This window comes from Corynebacterium faecium, assembly GCF_027257105.1.
Lineage (GTDB): Bacteria > Actinomycetota > Actinomycetes > Mycobacteriales > Mycobacteriaceae > Corynebacterium > Corynebacterium lehmanniae.
Window position 1 is genome coordinate 162,996 of record NZ_JAPYJX010000005.1, and the last position, 20,875, is coordinate 183,870.

17 protein-coding genes are annotated in these 20,875 nt (G+C 66.4%); 15 read left to right on the top strand and 2 right to left on the bottom strand.

From position 1 onward, the window contains the following. Positions 1-4: 4 nt before the first annotated feature. From O5O53_RS07080 to ffh, 6 genes are all read left to right on the top strand, one after another. A complete protein-coding gene (locus tag O5O53_RS07080; protein WP_269510394.1) occupies positions 5-289 on the top strand; it encodes an acylphosphatase in 285 nt (94 codons plus the stop codon). After that, positions 286-771 carry a CAP domain-containing protein gene (locus O5O53_RS07085; RefSeq protein WP_269510395.1) on the top strand — a complete coding sequence of 162 codons (486 nt, stop codon included), beginning with the start codon at positions 286-288 and terminating at the stop codon, positions 769-771. The genes O5O53_RS07080 and O5O53_RS07085 overlap by 4 nt, the downstream gene beginning before the upstream one ends. 24 nt (positions 772-795) lie before the next feature. After that, complete coding sequence (gene smc / locus O5O53_RS07090) at positions 796-4,254, top strand: chromosome segregation protein SMC (RefSeq protein ID WP_269510396.1); 3,459 nt, start codon at positions 796-798, stop codon at positions 4,252-4,254. Between the two features lie 30 nt (positions 4,255-4,284). Then, positions 4,285-4,626 (top strand): hypothetical protein, encoded by a 342-nt coding sequence (locus O5O53_RS07095; protein WP_269510397.1) that lies wholly within the window; start codon positions 4,285-4,287, stop codon positions 4,624-4,626. A gap of 56 nt (positions 4,627-4,682) precedes the next feature. Next, a complete protein-coding gene (gene ftsY, locus O5O53_RS07100; protein ID WP_269510399.1) occupies positions 4,683-6,395 on the top strand; it encodes a signal recognition particle-docking protein FtsY in 1,713 nt (570 codons plus the stop codon). 121 nt (positions 6,396-6,516) lie between these two features. After that, on the top strand, positions 6,517-8,148 hold the full coding sequence (ffh, locus tag O5O53_RS07105; protein WP_239307623.1) for a signal recognition particle protein: 1,632 nt from the start codon (positions 6,517-6,519) through the stop codon (positions 8,146-8,148). Positions 8,149-8,556: 408 nt separating this feature from the next. On the opposite strand, the gene O5O53_RS07110 is transcribed toward ffh, so the two are convergent. Then, positions 8,557-10,710 carry an acyltransferase family protein gene (locus tag O5O53_RS07110; protein ID WP_269510401.1) on the bottom strand — a complete coding sequence of 718 codons (2,154 nt, stop codon included), beginning with the start codon at positions 10,708-10,710 and terminating at the stop codon, positions 8,557-8,559. A gap of 374 nt (positions 10,711-11,084) precedes the next feature. Here O5O53_RS07110 and rpsP point away from each other — a divergent pair, with 374 nt between their 5' ends. Beyond that, on the top strand, positions 11,085-11,603 hold the full coding sequence (gene rpsP, locus O5O53_RS07115) for a 30S ribosomal protein S16 (protein ID WP_181888668.1): 519 nt from the start codon (positions 11,085-11,087) through the stop codon (positions 11,601-11,603). Between the two features lie 81 nt (positions 11,604-11,684). Here the strand turns inward: rpsP and O5O53_RS07120 are convergent, their stop codons facing one another. Next, positions 11,685-12,656: a DUF1963 domain-containing protein gene (locus O5O53_RS07120; protein ID WP_269510402.1), complete on the bottom strand. Its 972-nt coding sequence runs from the start codon at positions 12,654-12,656 to the stop codon at positions 11,685-11,687. Positions 12,657-12,701: 45 nt separating this feature from the next. On the opposite strand from O5O53_RS07120, the gene rimM reads away from it, so the two are divergent. From rimM to O5O53_RS07160, 8 genes are all read left to right on the top strand, one after another. Next, positions 12,702-13,202, top strand: a complete 501-nt coding sequence (rimM, locus tag O5O53_RS07125) for a ribosome maturation factor RimM (RefSeq protein WP_269510404.1) — start codon at positions 12,702-12,704, stop codon at positions 13,200-13,202. Continuing rightward, on the top strand, positions 13,195-14,259 hold the full coding sequence (gene trmD / locus O5O53_RS07130) for a tRNA (guanosine(37)-N1)-methyltransferase TrmD (protein WP_437177850.1): 1,065 nt from the start codon (positions 13,195-13,197) through the stop codon (positions 14,257-14,259). The genes rimM and trmD overlap by 8 nt, the downstream gene beginning before the upstream one ends. Before the next feature lie 95 nt (positions 14,260-14,354). Next, entirely contained in the window at positions 14,355-15,740 is a 1,386-nt protein-coding gene (locus O5O53_RS07135) for an anaerobic C4-dicarboxylate transporter (protein WP_269510406.1), read from the top strand. A 36-nt stretch (positions 15,741-15,776) separates the two neighbouring features. Continuing rightward, positions 15,777-18,065 carry a Tex family protein gene (locus tag O5O53_RS07140; protein ID WP_269510408.1) on the top strand — a complete coding sequence of 763 codons (2,289 nt, stop codon included), beginning with the start codon at positions 15,777-15,779 and terminating at the stop codon, positions 18,063-18,065. Positions 18,066-18,179: 114 nt separating this feature from the next. After that, positions 18,180-18,527, top strand: coding sequence for a 50S ribosomal protein L19 (gene rplS, locus O5O53_RS07145; protein ID WP_181888664.1), 348 nt, complete (start codon positions 18,180-18,182; stop codon positions 18,525-18,527). Between the two features lie 186 nt (positions 18,528-18,713). Continuing rightward, positions 18,714-19,448: a signal peptidase I gene (gene lepB, locus O5O53_RS07150; protein WP_269510537.1), complete on the top strand. Its 735-nt coding sequence runs from the start codon at positions 18,714-18,716 to the stop codon at positions 19,446-19,448. A 4-nt stretch (positions 19,449-19,452) separates the two neighbouring features. Next, the gene (locus tag O5O53_RS07155) at positions 19,453-20,109 is read left to right on the top strand and encodes a ribonuclease HII (protein WP_269510410.1); all 657 of its coding nucleotides are present in this window, start codon (positions 19,453-19,455) and stop codon (positions 20,107-20,109) included. Then, positions 20,106-20,411, top strand: a complete 306-nt coding sequence (locus O5O53_RS07160) for a DUF2469 domain-containing protein (protein ID WP_181888661.1) — start codon at positions 20,106-20,108, stop codon at positions 20,409-20,411. The genes O5O53_RS07155 and O5O53_RS07160 overlap by 4 nt, the downstream gene beginning before the upstream one ends. Positions 20,412-20,875: the final 464 nt, after the last annotated feature.

Consider the following 20,875-nt stretch of genomic DNA (forward strand, 5'->3'; position numbering starts at 1 on the left):
CGCCATGACAGCAACACGCATGACCGCCCACGTCCGCGGCAATGTCCAGGGGGTGGGGTTTCGATGGTGGACCCGCTCCCGCGCCCTCGAGCTGGGCTTGGCCGGCTACGCGAAGAACCTCGCTGATGGCAGGGTAGAGGTGGTTGCGGAGGGGACCGAAGGTGACGTCGGGAAGCTCAAAGCCCTTCTTGAAGAGCAGCCTTCGACGGCGAAGCGCCCGGGGAATGTGGAGCACGTCCAGGCGCAGTTCGGGGAGCCGAAGGGCGCGGAAGGGTTTGAGGAGCGATGAGGAAACGCACCGCGGCGGTAGCGGCCGCACTCGCAATCACGCTGGCTCCGGCACCCGCGCAGGCGCAGGACTTATCCTCCAGCTTCGCGGCCATGAGCAGCCTGCCCACCCGCCAGTACGATCCCGGTTTGCCGTGGGACGTGGCGGAAGCCTCGCGTGCGAAGATGTACCGCAACATCAACTTCTACCGCATCCAGAACGGTCGGCTGCCGTGGTTGCGAACTGAACAGTTGGATGCCCAAGCGCAGGCGTGGGCCGAAGAGCTCAGCCGCACGAACAGTTTCCGGCATTCGGGGGCGAATGTGTACGAGAACATCGCCTTCAGCTCGCACAGCCCGGAGGCGGCGTTTGAGCAGTGGCGGACTTCGCCGGGGCACAACCGCAACATGCTTTCTAGCACACGCGCGGTGGGCATCGGTGCGGCGCACGGCTTTGTGGCCGGTCACGGTTGGGGCTACATCGTGGTCATGCAGGCGCGCTAGCTTGCGCGCGGTAACATCCACAAAATGCACCTGAAATCGCTGACGCTCAAAGGATTCAAGTCCTTCGCGTCGGCGACGACGATGAAATTCGAGCCCGGGATCTGCGCTGTGGTGGGGCCGAACGGCTCGGGCAAGTCCAACGTGGTGGATGCACTCGCGTGGGTGATGGGCGAGCAGGGCGCGAAGAATCTGCGCGGCGGGAAGATGGAGGACGTCATCTTCGCCGGCGCGGGCGGCCGCAAGCCGCTGGGGCGCGCGGAGGTCACCCTCACCTTCGACAACACGGACAAGCGCCTGCCCATCGACTACACCGATGTGGCCATTACCCGCCGCATGTTCCGCGACGGCGCCTCGGAGTACGAGATCAACGGCTCCAAGGCGCGCCTGATGGACATCCAGGAGCTGTTGTCCGATTCCGGCATCGGCCGCGAGATGCACATCATCGTCGGCCAAGGCAAGCTCTCCGAGATCTTGGATTCGCGCCCCGAGGAGCGCCGCGCGTTCATCGAGGAGGCTGCGGGTGTGCTCAAGCACCGCCGTCGCAGGGAGAAGGCGCAGCGCAAGCTCACAGGTATGCAGGCGAACCTGGACCGCCTCACCGATCTCACCGAGGAACTTGGCAAGCAGCTCAAACCCTTGGCCCGCCAGGCTGAGGCCGCCAAGCGTGGCGCTGCGGTGCAGGCGGAGCTGCGCGACGCGAAGCTCAAGCTCGCCGGTGACCAGGTGGTGCGCCTTCGTGCGAAGTACGCCGACGCCGAGCGCGCCGCCGAGATGCTGGCGGAGCAGGTGGAAACCGTCACCGCGACGCTGGAGACCGCCGTGGAGGAGCAGGAGGCCGTCGAGGCCCGCCAGCAGGAGCTGCAGCCCCAGGCGCAGGAGGCGCAGCAGCTGTGGTTCGCGTTGTCCACGCTGGCCGAGCGCGTCAGCGCCACTCAGCGCATCGCGTCGGAGCGCGCCCGCAGTTCCAACTCGTTCGCGCCCTACGCGGGCCAGGATCCGGAGGACCTGGAGGCGAGGGCTTCGCTTGCCGACGAGCGCTACGCCGAGGCCCTCGCAGCCGCCGAGGAGGCCGCGGAGAAGCTCGAGACCATCCGCGAGGAGGTGGCCGAGCGGCAGGAGGCCTTCGACGCCGCCGAGCGCGAGCACATGGCGCAGGTGCGCGCGATCGCGGACCGTCGTGAAGGTGTTGTGCGTCTGATCGCGCAGGAGGAGTCCCAGGCAGCGGCGGTCGAGGCGGCCGACGACGAGGTGCGCCGCCTGGAGGAGACGCTCGCGGAGACCAAGCAGCGCGCGCGTGCGGCCGATGCGGAGGTCGCGTCCGTCGAGGAGCGCATTGCGGGCTTTGCGACGGAGCGCTCGCCTCTCGACGACGCATTCGCCCGTGCCCACACCGAGTCCGATGCCGCGGACAAGCGCCTGGACCAGCTGAGGGCGAAGCAGCGCGAGCACGAGCGGGCCGTGGCGACGCTGCAGTCGCGCATTGACACCCTGGCGGAGCAGGCGCCGAAGCGTTCGGCGGAGGACGTGCTGGAAGGATTCACCGCCCTTGCCGGCCTGGTCACCGTGGAGCCAGGGCTGGACCGCGCGCTCGCTGCCGCACTCGGCGAGCATGCCGAGGCGCTGGCGGGCGAGGTCTCCGACGACGCGGTCGGCGCACTGGAGTCCGCCGCGCGCACGGTGGTGGTGGACGCGCGCGGCGGGTCGACCTGGCGCTTGGACACCGACGGCGAGGTGGACTGGCTGCTCGACCACGTCGAACTGGATCCGACGGTGGTTGGCCCGGTCACGCGCCTGCTCGCGGACGTGGTGGTGGCGGACGACCTCGCCGCCGCCCGCGGCGTGGTGGAACAGGACCCGCGCCTGCGCGCTGTCACGCCTGCCGGCGTGCTGGTGGGTGAGGGGTGGGTCGCCGCCGGCACGGGGCAGACGTCCACGGTGGAGGTCTCCGCCCGCATCGAGGCCGCAAAGGCGGAGCTCGCCGAGGCACAGCAGCTGCTCGAGGAGCTCGCGGGCACCCTCGAAGGCGCGACCGTCGCCGCCGACGAAGCCCGTGTGAGCGCCGCGTCCGCCAAGGCCGCGCTGCGCGAGCACGACACCGAGGTGGAATCCTGGCGCCGCGACCTCGCCCGCCTGGTCAAGCAGGCCGAGGCGAACAAGTCCGAGCACGAGCGCGCCGCGGCGAGGGCGAACGAGGCGGACGCGCGCCTGGCGCAGCGCAAGGCTGAGCTGGAGGAGACGCGCGACCGCCTCACCCGCGTGGACACGGACGTGGCTGAGTCACCCGAGGAGCCGTCGACGGAGCAGCGCGACCAGGCCAGAAACGCGCTCAACCACGCGAAGTCGCTGGAGATGGAGGCCACGCTCGCCTCGCGCACCGCGCAGCAGCGTGCCGAAGCGGAAGCCGGCAAGGGCGACGCGTTGCGACGGCAGGCGGAGCAGGAGCGGCAGGCGAAGGCCCGCCATGAAGCGGCGATGGCTCGCCGGAGGGCGGAAGGGGAGCTGGCCGGTGCCGTCGAGAAGCACGCGCGCGACCTCGCCGCCCGCATCGAGGACGCGCTCGCCCGCGCCACCGCCCAGCGCGACGAACTGAACGCGCAGGTCAACTCGTTGCAGGGCAAGGTGCAGCAGGCGCGCCAACAGGTGGGCGCCACCCGCCAGCAGCTCGCGCGGCTGACCGACAACGCGCACCAGTCCGACATCGCGCGCTCGCAAGCGCAGGTGCGCATCGACGAGGCAGAGGCCAACATCACCTCCTCGTTGGGCATCGCGGTCGCCGACCTGCTCGCGGACTACACCCCGGGCGAGGACTTCGACCGCGACGCCGAGCAGAAGCGGCTCAAGCAGGCGGAGAAGGACCTGCGCGCCCTGGGCAAGGTCAACCCGCTGGCGCTGGAGGAGTTCAAGGCGTTGGAGGAGCGCTACACGTTTTTGAGCACGCAGCTCGACGACGTCATTCAGGCGCGCAAGGACCTCACGAACGTGATCGAGGACGTGGACGCGCAGATCCTGCAGCTGTTCACCGACGCCTGGGCGGACGTGGAGGCGGAGTTCCCGCGCGTGTTCCAGACCCTGTTCCCGGGCGGCGAGGCGCGGCTGGTGCTCACCGAGCCGGAGGACATGCTCGCCACCGGCATCGAGATCGAAGCCCGCCCGCCGGGCAAGCGAGTCAAGCGTCTGTCCTTGCTTTCCGGCGGCGAGAAGTCGTTGACGGCGCTCGCGTTCCTGGTCGCGATCTTCCGCGCGCGCCCCAGCCCGTTCTACGTGCTCGACGAGGTTGAGGCAGCACTTGACGACGTCAACCTCCGCCGCCTCATCGCCCTGTTAGAGGAGCTGCGGCAGGACTCCCAGCTCATCGTGATCACCCACCAGAAGCCCACCATGGACGTGGCGAACGTGCTCTACGGCGTGACCATGCGCGGCGACGGCGTGACCCGCGTGCTTTCCCAGCGCATGCAGCCTGCCGGGGCTGCACCCGCAGTGTAAAATCATCCAAAAGTTGGAGAAAGGATGAATATGTCTGTATCGCGTACCTCGGCGGTTGTGGGTGTTTTCGCGCTGGCTCTCTTTATTGGCGGATGCTCCACCTCAGCGGATTTGGACGGCACCTACACCAAGATTGAATCAGCTGGTGAGGAGAATCTGACCAGTACCCTCACCATCGACGGGGGAGACTGCACGCTGCACCACGTCGCCGAGCCCGAAAATGTTGAGGCTGACGAGGCGTGCACCGTCGATGAGGATAACCTCATCTTCACCGCGGATGGCGCGGAAACACGGTTGCCGGTCACTCAAACGGATGAGGGGGATTTGCGGATCGGACTCGGCGACGGGGAGCTCTACCAAAAGAGCCACTAGGACCTTCTTGATGCCCGCCCCCGCGTGATGTCGGCGGTGCTGGCACACTAGAGCGCATGGATCTCAATGCTTTAGTCAACAGCACTGCGTTTTGGATTGTCCTTGCAGTCATCGTCATTGCGCTGATCCTCATCGGCGTTGTCATCGCCGGGAAGAAGCGCAGGGAATCGAAGACCATCTCCTTTGACAAGGTCGAAGAGCCCAAGGAGCTGACCCAGCAGGAGAAATCGGGCAACTATCAGGCCAAGGGCGGCTTCAACTTCGCTCAGGCGGATGCGCAGCCGAAGCAGCCGGAGCCGATCCGCCGCGACAAGCCCGCGGTCCAGTCGCAGCCGAAGCAGGAGGCGGCCGCGGCCTTTGTCCCGCCGAAGCAGGAGGAAGAGGAGACCGTGGTCGAGCGCGCAATCTCGCGTGACGACGAACCACAGGTCCCCACCGAAACCACCCAGCCCGCGAAGGCTGAGCAGCAAGCGACGGAGGCGCCAGCTGAGCCGGTCGAGCCAGTCGCCGAGGAGCAGCCGGTCGAACCGGTCGAGCCGGAGCAGCCCGTTGAACCCGCTGAGCCGGTCGAGCCAGTCGAGCCGGAGCAGCCCGTCGAGCCCGCTGAGCCGGTCGAGCCAGTCGAGCCGGAGCAGCCCGTCGAACCCGCTGAGCCCGTGGAGCGGGTTGACGAGGTCGAGGCGGAGCCCGTCGATAAGCAGGCTGCTGCTGAGGCTGAGGCCGAGGAAGCTGCGGCGGCTGCGGCGGCCGCGCAGGAGAGTGCGGACGAGGCGCGCCAGGACGGTGCCGAGGTCTCCGAGGACGCCGTCGTCGTTGAGGCGCCGACGGAGGAGCCGCTGGACGACATCGCACCGGCCGCCGGACGCATGGGCAAGCTGCGCGGGCGCCTGTCGCGCTCCCAGAACGCGATCGGCCAGGGGCTGCTCGGCATCCTCACCGCGGGCGACCTGGACGAGGACGCCTGGGAAGAGATCGAGGACACGCTGATCATGGCGGACCTCGGCGCCGAGCTGACCATGAAGGTCACCGATTCGCTGCGCGAGAAGATCGCCGAGCGCGGCGTGGAGACCGAGGACCAGGCGCGCGCGATGCTGCGTGAGACGCTCATCGAGGCCGCGCGCCCGGAGATGGACCGCTCCATCAAGGCCATGCCCAACGACGGTAAGCCGGCCGTGATCCTCGTTGTCGGCGTGAACGGCACCGGCAAGACCACCACCACCGGCAAGCTCGCGCGCGTGCTGGTGTCCATGGGCCACTCCGTGGTCCTCGGCGCGGCCGACACCTTCCGCGCGGCAGCCGCGGACCAGCTGGAGACCTGGGGCAAGCGCGTCGGCGCCTCCACCGTGCGTGGCAAGGAGGGCGCGGACCCGGCGTCCGTCGCCTTCGACGCGGTGGCCACCGGCGTGTCCGAGGGCGCGGACGTCGTGCTCGTGGACACCGCGGGCCGCCTGCACACCTCCACCGGCCTGATGGACCAGCTGGGCAAGGTCAAGCGCGTGGTGGAGAAGAAGAGCAACGTCGACGAGGTCCTGCTGGTCCTCGATGCCACCGTCGGCCAGAACGGCATCATGCAGGCGCGCGTGTTCCGCGAGGTCGTGGACATCACCGGCGTGGTGCTGACCAAGCTCGACGGCACCGCGAAGGGCGGCATCGTCTTCCAGGTGCAGGAGGAGCTCGGCGTGCCCGTCAAGCTCGTCGGCCTGGGCGAGGGTGCCGACGACCTCGCGCCGTTTGAGGTGGAAAGCTTCGTCGACGCGTTGCTCGGCTAAGCATTTGCCTATCGACGCCCACGCGCCCCGGCAATGACACAGTGATGTGCTAGTCGCCCGGGGCGCGCGCTAGTCTTGTGGGGATTATTTTCCGCTAGCAGCACAAGGGAGCGTGCACACCGTGTTCGAGTCACTGTCCGACCGCCTCCAATCAGCCCTCGGCGGCCTGCGCGGCAAGGGCAAGCTCACCGAGGAAGACATCAACGCCACCGCGCGCGAGATCCGTCTCGCCCTGCTTGAGGCGGACGTCTCGCTCACCGTCGTGCGCGCGTTTATCAAGCGCGTCAAGGAGCGCGCGCTCGGCGCCGATGTCTCAGCGGCGCTGAACCCTGCGCAGCAGGTGATCAAGATCGTCGACGAGGAGCTGACTAACATCCTCGGCGGCGAAACGCGCCGGCTGAACATGGCGAAGAACCCGCCGACCGTGATCATGCTGGCCGGTCTGCAGGGCGCCGGTAAGACCACACTGGCCGGCAAGCTGGCCAAGCACCTGGCCAAGCAGGGCCACACCCCGATGCTGGTGGCCTGCGACCTGCAGCGCCCGGGTGCGGTACAGCAGCTCCAGATCGTCGGCGAGCGCGCCGGCGTGCCCACCTTCGCTCCGGACCCGGGCACGTCCCTGGACTCCTACGAGCACGAGATGGGCACCTCCCACGGCGACCCGGTCGCCGTGGCGCAGCAGGGCATCGAGTACGCCAAGCAGCAAAAGAACGACGTGGTCATCATCGATACCGCCGGCCGCCTCGGCATCGACGAGACGCTGATGACCCAGGCGCGCAACATCCGCGACGCCGTCAACCCCGACGAGGTCCTCTTCGTCATCGACGCCATGATCGGCCAGGACGCGGTCAAGACCGCCGAGGCGTTCGCCCAGGGCGTGGACTTCACCGGCGTGGTGCTGACCAAGCTCGACGGCGACGCCCGCGGCGGTGCGGCGCTGTCCATCCGTGAGGTCACCGGCAAGCCGATCCTGTACGCGTCGACAGGCGAGAAGCTCGAGGACTTCGACGTCTTCCACCCGGAGCGCATGTCCAGCCGCATCCTCGGCATGGGCGACCTGCTCTCTCTGATCGAGCAGGCCGAGGCGACCTACAACGAGCAGGACGCCGAAGCAGCCGCGAACAAGCTCACCTCCGGCGAGCTGACCCTGGAAGACTTCCTGGACCAGCTGCTGATGATCCGCCGCATGGGCCCGATCGGCAACCTGCTGAAGATGATGCCGGGCGGCAAGCAGATGAACCAGATGGCCGACATGGTCGACGAGAAGCAGCTCGACCGCATCCAGGCCATCATCCGCGGCATGACGCCCGAGGAGCGCCAGGACCCCAAGATCCTCAATGCCTCTCGACGCAAGCGCATCGCCAACGGCTCCGGTGTGAAGGTCTCCGACGTCAACCAGCTCGTCGACCGTTTCTTCGAAGCCAAAAAGATGATGGGCCAGATGGCCAGCCAGTTCGGCCTGCCGGGCATGCCGGGCATGGGCGGCGGCCGCTCCGCCACGAAGAAGAAGCCGAAGGGCCGCAAGGGCAAGAACGGCAAGCGCAAGGCGCCGAAGCGCGGAGGCGGCATGCCCAAGATGCCGGGCATGCCGGGCATGGGCGGCGGTATGCCGGGGATGCCCGGTGGGATGCCGGACCCGAAGGAGCTGGAGAAGCTCCAGGAGCAGCTGCCCGCAGGCATGCAGGGCATGGACCTGAACAACCTGGACTTCAACGAGGCGATGAAGCGCATGCAGAAGGGCAAGTTCTTCTAAGCCGCGCTGCGGTCTGCCCGGGCGTTGTTGCCAACCGGCGGCACTCTCCCGCAGACCCCGAGCGGAGGACCCCTAGTATGGCCATTTTTCGGCCGTACTAGGGGTTTCTTGCTCTGGTTCTGTGGGCGGGGCTCCGGCGGTGGGGCCGTGGGCGCGGGTGGGGCTCCGGCGGTGGGGCCGTGGGCGCGGGTGGGGCTCCGGCGGTGGGGCTCTGGTGCATAGACCCTGGGAGGCAAAGCCTGGGATCGCGCAAAAATCGCGCGTTGCCAGGGTCTTGATCCCAGGGTCTGCGCGAGGGGACGGGGAACGAGCGGGCTGGGGCGGGGGAACGAGCTGGCAGGGACGAGGGACGGGGAACGAGCGGGCCGAACCGCGGGGGAGCCGACGGGAGCGCCACGGGTATGGGGGCTACGGGGTGGCCGGAGGGGCGTCGAGAAGCGAAAGCTCCTCGAAAACGGGCGCGAGGCGCTCCCACAGAACCGGAGCCAGCGACTCGGCGTAGGCGTTGGAGATGTGGTTTTGGTCGCGGTAGATGTACACGTTGCCGATCTGCGGCGGGCACAGACCGTCCACGCAGTACCAGCTGGCGGTGTCGATTTCCCACTGCGCGAAGGCGGCGTCGATCAGCTCCGCCGCCGGGTCCTCGGGAGCGTAGACCATGTCCGCGGCCATGGAGCAGTCGTGCTCGGAGTAGCCCGCCACGATGCACAGGTTCGGGTCCATTGGCTCGCCGGTGGGGGTGAACATCCACGGGTTGTCGCGCAGGCCCACGAACGGGATGCCTAGCTCGGCCAGGCGCTGCCAGAGGTTGGCGTAGGCTTCCGGCACGTAGTCGGCGGAGACGCGGCCGTCGCCGGCGTGGCCCGCGGGGCGGGTGGAGGTGGAGATGACCATGGCGGGCTGCAGGTTGATGATCTCCTGCATGGCGTTTTCGCCCCACTCGGCGCACTCGGGGGAGACGATCTCGTTGGCCGGATCCAGAGGCCCGCCGACAACCAGCGGGCATTCCTGGCGCACGAAGGTGGCGACCTTGAAGTGGTGCTCCTTGCCCAGTTTGTCCAGGGGGACGATAAACGGCTCGATGTGGGAGCCGCCGGCGAGCACGACCGTCGTCTCCGCCGCGAGGTCGCCGTAGGTGCAGTCAGGGCCCGGCATGGCGTCGGGGGCTTCGGGGAGGAAGATCATGCAGTCGTCGAGCCCGATGGGCGGGAACACGCCGGCGATGAGGTTCGGGTTTGGCTGCGGTTTCACGTTCGGCACTTGTGCGCCTTGGATGGCGCGGGCGCCGGGGTAGTTGACCGGGTCGAGGGCCTTTTCCGCGCTGTCGACGCGGTTGTCCCAGTACGGCTGCACGGCCAGCGCCACGGCAAAAAGCGCTGTCGCCAGCACGCCACCTACCGCACGCGCGGCACCGGGCAAGGTGCGTAGCGACGCTCTCGCGTCGGCCACCGGATGGTCGTCGCCACGCGGGCGCTGGCGGTGCTGACGAAGCGGATCCTCCACGAGCGTGTGGGTGACGTGCGCCAGGCACAGCGACACCACAATGACAAGTGCGCCCAGCCAGGCCGGCGGGGTGTCGTAGCCGCCGATGACGGTGACGATGATCAAAAGCGGCCAGTGCCACAGGTATAGCGAGTAGGCCACGCTGCCCAGCCAGGTCATCGGGGCGGAGGCGAGCACTCTGGACACGCCGTTGGCGTTGCCGGAGAGGATCACCAGCGCCGCGCCGGTCAGCGGGATCAGGGCGACGGGGCCGGGGAAGGCCAGCGAGGTGGGCACGATCAGACCGGTGACGGCGATGAGCACCACGCCGAGCAGCGCGGTCAGCCATGCGGTGGTCTGCGGCAGGAACCGGTTCCTCGGCACGAACGCCAGCAGCGCGCCGAGGGAGAGCTCCCACGCGCGGGAGAACGTGGAGTAGTAGTTCTCGCCGGTGCCCTCCAGCCCGAAACGAGAGGCCCAGGCGAACGACGCCACGGTGATCACAGCCAGCAGCGCAATCGCGGCGCGGCGGGCGTGCTCAGGCTTCGCGTGCAGCTTCACGACGGCCACGGCAACGACCCAGCCCATAAGAATGCCGAAGACGTAGAACTGCCCCTGCACGGACATGGACCATAGGTGCTGCAGGGGAGAGGTCTCCTGGCTGGCCGCGGCGTAGTCCGCGTTCTGCGCCATCAGCTCCCAGTTTTGGAAGTACAGCATCGACGCGGTGACCTGGCGGGACAGCTCCACGCCCATCAGTTCCGGGGTGAACGCCATGACCAGGCCGACGACTGCAACCACCACCAGCGCCAGTGCCGGCACCAGCCTGCGGATGGTGCGCCACAACGGCCACCACGGGTTCAGGTTCGGGTTCGGGCGCAGCGCGTAGCGCAGCTGGCCGCCGAGGAAGAAGTAGCCGGACAGCAGCAGGAAGACGTCCACGCCGCCGGAGACGCGGCCGACGAACACGTGGAAGATGACCACCAGCGCGATGGCGAAGCCTCGCAGCCCGTCCAGGTCAACGCGGTAGGCGGTGGAGCCCTTCGTCGGCCGCGGTGCGTGCCCTGCCGTCGTACTCAACCGTTTCTCCAACCCGTCTTGTCGTGTGTGTCTTGTTGCGCTGTGCCGATTATCGTCACAAGCGGTTAAGGACAATACCGCCACCAACGCGCCGGACCGAACCAGACTCGCGCGGACGTGGAAAGGCGAAAACCGGACGCGTGTTTTGGAACCTGGCGTAAGCGCGCGTAAGCTGTTTCGGGTTGTCCGGCGTCTTTGTGCGCCAGGCACGACAAGTCCATAACTGCGTACGCGCCGGATCCGTCTCACCCCGTGCTTTAAAGCACAGGAGGTCGCCCGGCCAGGCACGCGCAGGGTAAATAAGAAGGGTTGAACCGGCTCGTCGATAAGTGGCGAGTGTCTGCACTGCCCAGTGACCTAAAAGGAAGTACACCATGGCTGTAAAGATCAAGCTGCAGCGCGTTGGCAAGATCCGCAACGCGCAGTACCGCGTCGTCATCGCTGACGCCCGCACCCGTCGCGACGGTGCCGTCATCGAGAACATCGGCATCTACCACCCGAAGGAAGAGCCGTCGCTCATCCGCATCGATTCCGAGCGCGCTCAGTACTGGCTGGGTGTCGGCGCGCAGCCGACCGAGCCGGTGCTCGCACTGCTGAAGGTGACCGGCGACTGGCAGAAGCACAAGGGCCTCGACGGCGCCGAGGGCACCCTGAAGGTGGCCGAGGAGAAGCCGTCCAAGCTCGACCTGTTCAACCAGGCTCTTGAGGAGGCCAAGAACGGCCCGACCGCCGAGGCCATCACCGAGAAGCGCAAGAAGGCCAAGGAAGAGGCTGAGGCAAAGGAGGCCGCTGAGGCCGCCGCTGCTGCCGAGGCCGAGGCTGCTGAGGCCGAGGGCGAGTCCGCTGAGGCTGAGTCCGAGGCTTCCGAGGACGCTCCGGCTGAGGAGAACTAAGCACTCTTCGCTTATCGACGCCACCCCGTTCCCGCACACCGCGCGCGGAACGGGGGTTTCGTGTTGGTGGATGAGATTTTGCTATCCGCAGTCCCAGCCGAAGATGACCCGGTCGAAGTTGCGCGCGGCGAGATCGTCAGGGTGGATGAAGAAATTGCCGTAGCCGCAGTCGCCAAACATCAGATTGCCGTCGTGACTCACAGATGCAAGCGACACGCGCGGGTCTCCGGGTGTCAGTATGCAGTCATTGATCCACTGTGAGTATCCCCCGAGCCGAGTGCTGTCCTTCCAAAAGTAGGGTGCTGGCTGTAGTAGCTGGTCAGCTGAGGGGTCGAGAACGAATCCTTCTTGTTCCGCCTGAGCGATAGCGGAATCAAACATAGCCTGAAGTTCGCTTTTGTCATCTGTCCACGCTCGCGTCGTGCAAATTTCTTCTTGATCCCCGATTACTCTGCGTGACACGATCCGCCCGCGGAACGTATGTAGTGTTTGCAGATCGCTGTCTCTTCTTAGAAGGGCGTGGGGTTTGCGGGGTGAAAAAGCGTAAGTGTTGAATTCTTTGGACCCTAGAGTCACAAATTGATCGGTGCGCACACCAGAAATAGTGGTGGCCTCGAGCGGATCAATTGCGGGGTGATCACCAGAATCCAGGACACTTTCGGGCACCTCACCAACGTGCGGTTCCGTCGTGTCCGGAAGGTATCGAGCGTTTTGAGTTGGTTCGTGGTCCGATGGTTCTTTTACCGTATCCCGGTAATTATCGCCCCACATGTCATCATCTGAGACGAACAGTTGAAGTATTCCGATGGTTGGAAAACCAGGGAGAGGATCGAATTCTGAAAAATTGAACTGAGCGATGAAGTACATAGGCTCACCACTGCGATACGGGTACGGCGCGTATTCGGGGAGGTACGGGGTCCCACACACCTTGGAGGTTGTGGGGCTATCCGGACGTTCGCTGGACTCGAACCGGATTGAGGGGCGTGTAGTGAATTCGTCGAAGGGATACTTCAATTCATTGGAGGTGCCGGTTGGGCCTTCGTAGATCCTCATACTCGCGCAGTGTAGGCAGATTATGCGCTGATAGTCTTGGCTCCCATGGAGCTGCAGATCGGCCGCGTGGTCAAGTCCCACGGCGTGAAAGGTGAGGTTGCCGTCGAGTTGCTGGCGGACGAGTCGGAGGAGCACATCGTCGTCGGCGCTGTGCTCGCCGGTCGCCAGGCGGGCAAGGAGCGGGAGTTGACAGTGAAGACGGTGCGCCCGCACCAGAAGCGCCTGCTGGTCAGCTTCGAGGAGGTGCCGGACCGCACGGCCGCCGACAGCTTGCGAGGCATGAAGTTCTTCGCCGAGCCGCTCGAGCGCGAGGAAGACTCGGACGAGTACTACAACCACGAGCTCATCGGCCTGAAGGTGCGCCACGAAGGCGAAGAGGTTGGCGAGGTCACCGGCGTGATGGACGCGCCGAACCGGAAGATCCTGGAGATCGACTACAACGGCAAGGACGTCATGGTCCCGTTCGTGATGGACTTCGTCCCGGAGCTCGACACGGATGCGGGCTACCTCACCATCACCCCGCCCGAGGGCCTGCTGGATGTCTAAGCTGCGCCTCGACGTTGTCAGCATCTTCCCCGAGTACCTCGACCCGCTGCGCCACGCGCTGCTGGGCAAGGCGATCGAGCAGGGGATCCTGTCGGTGGGCGTGCACGACCTGCGCGATTGGGCCACCGGCAACCACAAGTCTGTGGACGCCCCGCCGCTGGGCGGGGGACCGGGCATGGTGATGAAGCCGGAGGTGTGGGGGCCTGCGCTTGACGACGTCGCCAAAGGCCGCCCCGGAACATCCCTCGACACCGCGGCCGCGCACCGCAACGACAAGCTGCGCCACGACGACGTCCACGAGGTGGCCCCCCGTCCGTACGAGGGCGGCGAGGACAGCAGCAAACCGCTGCTGCTCGTGCCCACCCCGGCCGGCAAACCCTTCACGCAACAGGACGCGCAGGCGTGGTCGCGCGAGGAGCACATCGTGTTCGCCTGCGGGCGCTACGAGGGCATCGATCAGCGAGTCTTCGAGGACGCGAAAAAGCGCTACCGGGTGCGCGAGGTCTCCATCGGCGACTACGTGCTGATCGGCGGCGAGGTTGCCGTCCTGGTCATCGCGGAGGCGGTCACGCGCCTGATCCCGGGCGTGCTGGGAAACACGGAAAGCCACGAGGACGACAGCTTCTCCGACGGTCTGCTCGAAGGCCCGAGCTACACCAAGCCGCGCGTGTGGCGCGGGCTTGAGGCACCGGCGGTGCTCACTTCCGGCGACCACGCCAAGGTGGAGGCCTGGCGCAGGGAGCAGTCCTTGAAGCGCACCCGCGAGGTCCGCCCCGAGCTGCTGGAGCAGTCTCATCTGAGCGAGGACGACCGGTTCATGTTGGACGCGCGCGACGTGGTCACGACGGTGAGGGTGGACGGGGCGACGCGGATCGTCGTCAAGCAAGTGCGCAGGGCCTTGAAGAAGGCTGGCTACCGCGACCCCGAGATCACGCTGGAGGGGGATACGCTCACCGTCGCCGGGCGCACCGCGCTCGCGCTCGAGGAGGCCACGCGTGCGGTGGAAAACGCGCTGCCACCTGGGGCTTATCAGTACGGCGAAACCAAAGAGGTTTAACCTATCTGGTGGGCAACATCACCCTATGAAAATTTAATGGTCTGACCAATCGGGCAATACACTTGGGTGCGTTACACGCGTAAGAAAGGACACCCATGCTCGCGTCAGTGCTTGACCCAACATCCGTGGTCGCCATCGTCCTGCAAATCCTGGTGATCCTCAGCGCCCTGCTGCTGGGCACCCGCTACGGTGGGCTCGGCCTCGGCCTGATCTCCGGCATCGGGCTCATGCTCATGGTGTTCGTCTTCGGTCTCGAGCCGGGCGAACCGCCAGTCGGCGTGATGCTCACCATCATCGCCGTGATCGGCTGCGCAGCCACGCTGCAGCAATCGCGCGGGTTGGAGGTGATGATGCAGCAGGCGGAGAAGCTGCTGCGCGCCCATCCGGAGCGAATCACCATCCTCGCACCACTGACCACCTGGTTCCTCACCGTGCTCTGCGGCACTGGGCACGTTGTCTACACCATGTTCCCCATCATCGAGGACATCGCGGTGAAGAAGGGCATCCGCCCGGAGCGCCCCATGGCGGTGGCGTCCACGTCCGCGCAGATGGGCATCACCGCCTCGCCGGTGTCGGTGGCGACGGTCTCGCTCGCGTCGATCCTGGCGGAAAACGCCGGTGTGATTGATAAGGCGTACTCCATTCCGCAGATCCTCATGGTCGCCATCCCGGCGTCGCTGTCCGGCGTCATCCTGGCCGCGCTGTGGTCGCTGCGCCGCGGCAAGGACCTGGACAAGGACCCGGTGTTCCAGGAGCGTATGCAGGACCCGGCGTTCGCGGAGTCCATCAACCAGTCCAGCCACTCGCTTTTGGACGAGGTCTTCCCGCGATCCGCCCGCAACGCCGTCTGGGTCTTCCTCGGCGCCATCGCGTTCGTGGTCGTCCTCGGCGCGTTCGAGGGGCTGCGCCCCGCCTTCGACGACGGCGAGGGCGGCATGAAGCCGCTGTCGATGAACCTGGCCATCCAGATGGTGATGCTGTTCGCCGGCGCGATCATCCTGCTGTTTTGCAAAGTGGACCACAAAAAGATCGCATCGACTCCGGTGTTCAAGGCCGGTATGACGGCGGTGTTCTCCGTCTTCGGCGTGGCCTGGATGGCGGACACGTTCTTCGCCGCCCACATGGACCAGCTCGAGTCCAGCCTCGGCTCCGTCGTGGAGGCCGCGCCGTGGGCGTACGCGATCGTGCTGCTTATCGTGTCCAAGCTGGTCAACTCGCAGGCCGCCGCGCTAGTCGCCATCGCCCCGATCGGCCTGGCGCTGGGCATCGACCCGAAGATCATCGTCGGCTTCTACGGCGCCGCCTACGGCTACTGGATCCTGCCGACCTACCCGTCCGACCTGGCCTGCATCGGCTTCGACCGCACCGGCACCACGCGGATTGGCAAGTTCGTGATCAACCACTCCTTCCTCATCCCGGGCGCGATCTCGGTGTTCACCTCGTGCGTGGTGGGTTCGCTTCTGGCGCAGGTGCTGCTGTAAAACTGGCGCAACACGGCCACGACTAGACTCGCCCGAATGACATCAATCGCAGCCACCATCGCGAACGAAATCAATGTGCGGGACAACCAGGTCGAGCAGGCGCTGAAACTGCTCGCCGAGGGCAACACCGTCCCGTTCATCGCCCGCTACCGCAAGGAGGCCACGGGCGGCCTCGACGACGCGCAGCTGCGCCACATCGAGGAGCGCAACACCTACCTGCTCGAGCTCGCCGAGCGCAAGCAGGCCGTGCTGGAAAGCATTGAAGAACAGGGCAAACTCACCGACGAGCTGAAGCAGGCGATCCTTAACGCCGACACCAAGGCGCGCGTGGAGGACCTCTACCTGCCGTACAAGAAGCGCCGTAAGACCAAGGCGGACATTGCGCGCGAGGCCGGGCTTGAGGCGTTGGAGCAAAAGCTTATCGACGATCCTTCGGCCGACCCCGAAACCCTGGCCGAGGCCCACCTCTCGGAGGGATTCCCGGATGCGAAGTCCGCGCTCGAGGGCGCCCGCGCGATCCTGGTGGACCGCTTCGCCACAGACGCGGACTTGGTCGGCGAGGTGCGCGACCGCGTGTACGCCCAGGGCACCATGCGCTCCGCCGTGGTGGAGGGCAAGGAAACCGAGGGCGCGAAGTTCGCGGACTACTTCGAGTTTTCCGAGCCGTTTGAGAAGCTGCCCAGCCACCGCATCCTGGCACTGCTGCGCGGCGAAGCCGAGGGCGTGCTCACCCTGGACATGGACCCGGGCGAGGAAGCCGTCTACGAGGGCATGATCGCCGAGCGCTTCGACCTGCCGGTCAAAGACTCTGAGTGGCTGGCCAAGGCGGTGCGCTGGGGCTGGCGCACCAAGCTGCAGGTCTCCGCGAACCTGGATACCCGCATGCGGCTGAAGGAGAAGGCGGAGGAGGGCGCGCTGCAGGTGTTCAAGACCAACCTGCGCGACGTGCTGCTCGCCGCACCCGCCGGCCAACGCGCCACGCTGGCCCTGGACCCGGGTTACCGCAACGGCGTGAAGTGCGCGGTGGTGGATGAGACCGGCAAGGTGCTTGCCACCACCATCGTCTACCCGCACCAGCCGCAAAACCGCTGGGACGCCTCCCGCGCGGAGCTGGCGTCGCTGGCCGCGCAGCACGGCGTGGAGCTCATCGCCGTGGGCAACGGCACCGCCTCGCGCGAGAGTGAAAAGCTCGCCGGCGAGGTGGCGGACCTGATCGCCCAGGCCGGCGGAAAGCGGCCCACCCCGGTGGTGGTGTCCGAATCTGGCGCGTCGGTGTACTCCGCCAGCCAGATCGCGGCGGAGGAGTTTCCGGACATGGACGTCTCCCTGCGCTCGGCGGTCTCCATCGCCCGCCGTCTGCAGGACCCGCTGGCGGAGCTGGTCAAGGTGGACCCGAAGTCCATCGGCGTGGGCCAGTACCAGCACGACGTGAACCAGACCGCGCTCGCCCAGACGCTGGACGCGGTGGTGGAGGACGCGGTGAACTCCGTCGGCGTGGACGTCAACACCGCCTCGGCGCCGCTGCTTGAGCGCGTGGCCGGCCTGTCGGGCACGGTGGCGAAGAACATCGTGGCCTACCGCGACGAAAACGGCCGGTTCACCACCCGTAAGGAGCTGGGCAAGGTGCCGCGCCTCGGCCCGAAGGCGTTCGAGCAGGCCGCCGGCTTCCTGCGCATCCGGGGCGGGGCCAACCCGCTGGATGGCTCCGCGGTGCACCCGGAGGCCTACCCGGTGGTCGAGCGCGTCGCCCAGGCCACAGGTTTGAGCACCGAGCAGCTCATCGGCAATACCGCGGTGCTGACCAAGCTTGCCCCTGCAGACTTCGCGGACGAGCAGTTCGGCGTGCCTACCGTCACCGACATCCTCGCCGAGCTGGACAAACCCGGCCGCGACCCGCGCCCGGAGTTTAAAACCGCCGAGTTCAAAGAAGGCGTCAACGAGGTCAAGGACCTCACACCCGGCATGATCCTGGAAGGCACGGTGACCAACGTCGCCGCCTTCGGCGCGTTCGTGGACGTGGGCGTGCACCAAGACGGCCTGGTCCACGTCTCCGCCATGAGCCATAAGTTCGTCTCGGACCCGCACGAGGTGGTGCGCTCCGGCGAGGTGGTGAAAGTCAAGGTCATGGATGTCGACGTCGCCCGCAACCGCATCGGCCTGAGCTTGCGGCTTGACGACGAGCCGGGCCAGCCGGCGCAGAAGAAACAGCGCAGGCAGCAGGGCAAAACTTCGGGCAAGGGTCGGAAGCGGGGTAGGCCGGAGGGACGTCGAGAAGCATCAGGCTCGATGGCCGACGCGTTGAAACGCGCCGGATTTGGGAAGTGACCGGCGCATATGTAAAATGCTGCAGGTTGTTGTAATCGACATGAACCGGCCGAGCGCCCCAGGTGGGGAAGTGCCGCCAGGGTCCTCTGTCCGAACACGTAAAGGATTGCTTTCATGAGCAACGGCATCATTGATCTTGTCGACGCAGGCCAGCTGCGCGACGACATCCCGGACTTCCGCCCGGGCGACACCCTCGACGTCCACGTCAAGGTTATCGAGGGTTCTGTGACCCGTACCCAGGTCTTCACCGGCTTTGTGGTCCGCCGCCAGGGCGCGGGCATCCGCGAGACCTTCACCGTGCGCAAGGTCTCCTTCGGCATCGGCGTTGAGCGTACCTTCCCGGTGCACTCCCCGAACATTGAGAAGATCGAGGTCGTCCGCAAGGGTGACGTCCGTCGCGCGAAGCTGTACTACATGCGCGACCTGCGCGGCAAGGCTGCCCGTATCAAGGAGCGCCGCTAGTTTCAGCGCGCACAAGTGCCCCGTCCGAGTCCGCTCGGGCGGGGCACTTTGCTTGTCGACGGCTCCCGCGGTGCTAACGTATCCCGGGTGACCAACGTGAACGGACCCGCAGGCGAGCCTTCCGCCTCGAAGCCTGCACAGCCCCACAACCCGTACGCCGCCGAGCCGCGCTATGAGGCGGCCCCGGTGGCGCAGCAGCCGGCTGCGGACGAGCCGGAGGAGAAGAAGGAGCTTCCCTGGTACGTGGAGATCCCGGTCGTGGTGGTGCTGACGCTTCTGATCATGTTTGTGATCCAGACGTTCATCGGCCGTCTCTACGTCATCCCGTCCGCCTCCATGGAGCCCACGCTGCACGGCGAGTCCGGCTCCGGCGACCGCATCTTCGTGGAGAAGGTCAGCTACTACTTCTCCGACCCGGAGCCGGGCGACGTGATTGTCTTCGCCGGCACCGATTCCTGGAACACGGGCTTCGACTCCAACCGTTCCTCCAACCCGGTGATCCGGGGCATGCAGGAGGTCGGCTCCTGGGTGGGCCTGGTGCCGAAGGACGAAAACACCCTGGTCAAGCGCATCATCGCTACCGGCGGGCAGACGGTGTCCTGCCAGGCGGGGGACCCGGCGATCATGGTGGACGGCAAGCCCATCGACCAGTCCTACATTCTGCAGCCGAACTTCTACCCGGTGGATCAATCCACTGGCTCCGACGCCTGCGGCGGGCCGTACTTCGGCCCCGTGACGGTGCCGGAGGGCAACTACTTCATGATGGGCGACAACCGCACCAATTCCCTGGACTCGCGCGCGCACATGGGCGACCAGTTCCAGGGCACCATTCCGGAGGAGAACATCCGCGGCAAGGTCAAGGCTGTGGTCTTCCCGGTCAACCGCATGCAGGGCGTGAGCGACCCGGACATCCAGCAGTAGCCCCGTGCGGCGCTTAAAACAGCTGCGCACCTACGAGGTCGCCTTGGACAAGGCGGGTTTCGGCCCGGTAGCGGGGGTGGACGAGGCCGGCCGCGGCGCGTGTTTCGGCCCCATCACCATCGCCGCGTGCGTGCTGCCGCCAAAGCCGCAGCCGGCGCTGGCGGAGCTCACGGACTCCAAAAAGCTCACCGCCCGCAAGCGCGACGTGCTGTTCGACGCTGTGAAAGACATCGCGGTGGCGTACTCCGTGGTGCATATCTCCGCGGCAGAGATTGACCGCCGCGGCATCCAGCACGCCAACATTGACGGCGCGCGCCGCGCCGTCGCCGGGCTTTCGGTGCGGCCGGGCTACGTGCTTATCGACGCGTTCCGTGTCCCCGGCCTTCCCTCACCCCAACTGCCGGTGGTGGGAGGCGACTACACCGCCCGCTGCATCGCCGCGGCAAGCGTGCTGGCCAAGGTGAGCCGGGACCGGCTGGTGTGCGAAATGGCCCAGAAGTTTCCCCAGTACGGGCTGGAGGGCCACAAGGGTTATTCCACGAAGGTGCACATGGACGCGGTGCGCCGCCACGGTGCGAGCCCCGAGCACCGTTATAGTTATGCGAACGTCAGGGACGCTGACGACTTCTATTGGCAGTCCAGCAAGAAGGGGCACGCATGAGCGCCGAGGATCTTGACAACTACGAGGCAGACGTCGAGCTTTCCCTCTACCGCGAGTACCGGGACGTGGCCAGCCAGTTCTCCTACGTGGTGGAAACGGAGCGCCGGTTCTACCTGGCCAACGCCGTGAAACTCATCCCGCACACCGATGGCGGGGATGTCTACTACGAGGTGCTGATGTCGGACGCGTGGGTGTGGGACATGTACCGCGCGGTGCGTTTTGTGCGCTACGTGCGCGTGATCACCTACAAGGACGTCAACATCGAGGAGCTGGACAAGCCCGATCTGACCTTCCCGGAATAGGGCTGTCGCGTACCGTTTGTAAAACTCGGCGTGTCGCGCTTTGCATCAGGTGGTTGTGAACAGTTTCTGGTTTAGGCGACGGTAAGTGTGGGTGGCTGAGGGTTTTACGAGGGACCACCACCCACCGCTATGCAGCTGCATAGTGGGTGCCGACCAACCATTGGTTGCGGCCGAGTTGTCCGCAATGCGGAGTCCGCAAGCAGCACCTCGTCGCTATGCCGCTGCATAGTGGGTGCCGACCAACCATTGGTTGCGGCCGAGTTGTCCGCAATGCGGAGTCCGCAGGCGCCGGCCACCTTCCGACTTTCGCAAGATCTGACGACCGCCCGACATTTCCGCAGGTCGCTGAGGGTCGATTTCGGTAAAATGTCAACTTTTACGACGGCCGACGCCTCGTCGCTATGCCGCTGCATAGTGGGTGCCGACCAACCATTGGTTGCGGCCGAGTTGTCCGCAATGCGGAG

Bases quoted from the DNA above. Each gene is read 5' to 3' on its own strand.
- O5O53_RS07135 (WP_269510406.1), top strand. From the start codon at position 14,355: ATGCTCGCGTCAGTGCTTGACCCAACATCCGTGGTCGCCATCGTCCTG.
- O5O53_RS07120 (WP_269510402.1), bottom strand. From the start codon at position 12,656: ATGAGGATCTACGAAGGCCCAACCGGCACCTCCAATGAATTGAAGTAT.
- O5O53_RS07080 (WP_269510394.1), top strand. From the start codon at position 5: ATGACAGCAACACGCATGACCGCCCACGTCCGCGGCAATGTCCAGGGG.
- rplS (WP_181888664.1), top strand. From the start codon at position 18,180: ATGAGCAACGGCATCATTGATCTTGTCGACGCAGGCCAGCTGCGCGAC.
- rpsP (WP_181888668.1), top strand. From the start codon at position 11,085: ATGGCTGTAAAGATCAAGCTGCAGCGCGTTGGCAAGATCCGCAACGCG.
- rimM (WP_269510404.1), top strand. From the start codon at position 12,702: ATGGAGCTGCAGATCGGCCGCGTGGTCAAGTCCCACGGCGTGAAAGGT.
- O5O53_RS07160 (WP_181888661.1), top strand. From the start codon at position 20,106: ATGAGCGCCGAGGATCTTGACAACTACGAGGCAGACGTCGAGCTTTCC.
- smc (WP_269510396.1), top strand. From the start codon at position 796: ATGCACCTGAAATCGCTGACGCTCAAAGGATTCAAGTCCTTCGCGTCG.
- O5O53_RS07095 (WP_269510397.1), top strand. From the start codon at position 4,285: ATGTCTGTATCGCGTACCTCGGCGGTTGTGGGTGTTTTCGCGCTGGCT.
- trmD (WP_437177850.1), top strand. From the start codon at position 13,195: ATGTCTAAGCTGCGCCTCGACGTTGTCAGCATCTTCCCCGAGTACCTC.
- O5O53_RS07140 (WP_269510408.1), top strand. From the start codon at position 15,777: ATGACATCAATCGCAGCCACCATCGCGAACGAAATCAATGTGCGGGAC.
- O5O53_RS07085 (WP_269510395.1), top strand. From the start codon at position 286: ATGAGGAAACGCACCGCGGCGGTAGCGGCCGCACTCGCAATCACGCTG.
- ftsY (WP_269510399.1), top strand. From the start codon at position 4,683: ATGGATCTCAATGCTTTAGTCAACAGCACTGCGTTTTGGATTGTCCTT.